This is a genomic window from Vibrio sp. 811 (assembly GCF_033339195.1).
In genome coordinates this window covers 1-601 of the sequence record NZ_JAWOUB010000618.1, presented here as the reverse complement: position 1 = coordinate 601, position 601 = coordinate 1, and the positions used below count along the sequence as shown (strand labels likewise).

At 40.9% G+C, this 601-nt stretch carries 1 protein-coding gene and 1 pseudogene; both read right to left on the bottom strand.

All coding sequences use genetic code 11. The features are described from left to right. A pseudogene (locus R7Q46_RS28440) lies at window positions 1–182 on the bottom strand (DUF805 domain-containing protein); the annotation flags it as partial. A 98-nt stretch (window positions 183–280) separates the two neighbouring features. Further along, window positions 281–601, bottom strand: a 321-nt coding sequence (locus tag R7Q46_RS28435; protein ID WP_318078476.1) for a 5-carboxymethyl-2-hydroxymuconate Delta-isomerase, incomplete at its 5' end; no start/stop codon positions are given.

Genomic DNA, 601 nt, shown 5'->3' with positions numbered 1-601 from the left:
AAGTCAGGAATAAGTAGTACCAACAAGAATATTGGCAGTACCAGGTAAGAAAACGCAGGAAACAACTTACTGATACCCGCACCAAAACCTATAATCGAAATGTAGTAAATCACATTCCAAATCCAATAGGTTTTGCGATCGATACGTCCGTGAAACGAAAACAGTAACTCTTTAGTCGACATCAATTTTTATCCAAAAATAGAAAGAATACAGAGTAGCCGAGTCGGGTTAATTTGGGAAGAAACAACAAGTCGTGAACAACGTCGGCCAAGCCTTATATTCAGTTCACCACTTTTTGAAAGCTGTCCACATCCATATCTCGAATGTTAACCGTTAAACTGTGTACATGACTCGCCTGTTCTTGAAGCACAGCCATTAAAGCTCGCGATAATTCTCGCTTTTGTTCAGGCGTTCGGCCAGACAACAAATCAAAATTGATATGGATAAAATCGAGGCTGTCACCCGCTTCACCAATTAGCCAGTTATGACATCTTAACGTTCTTGATTTCACAGAGGCCAACTCAAAAAGGCCACTCTCTAACGCAGCTTTATGTAAGTCTTCCAGCAAACCTTGTACATTGACTCGCTCTTCCACTGAGTT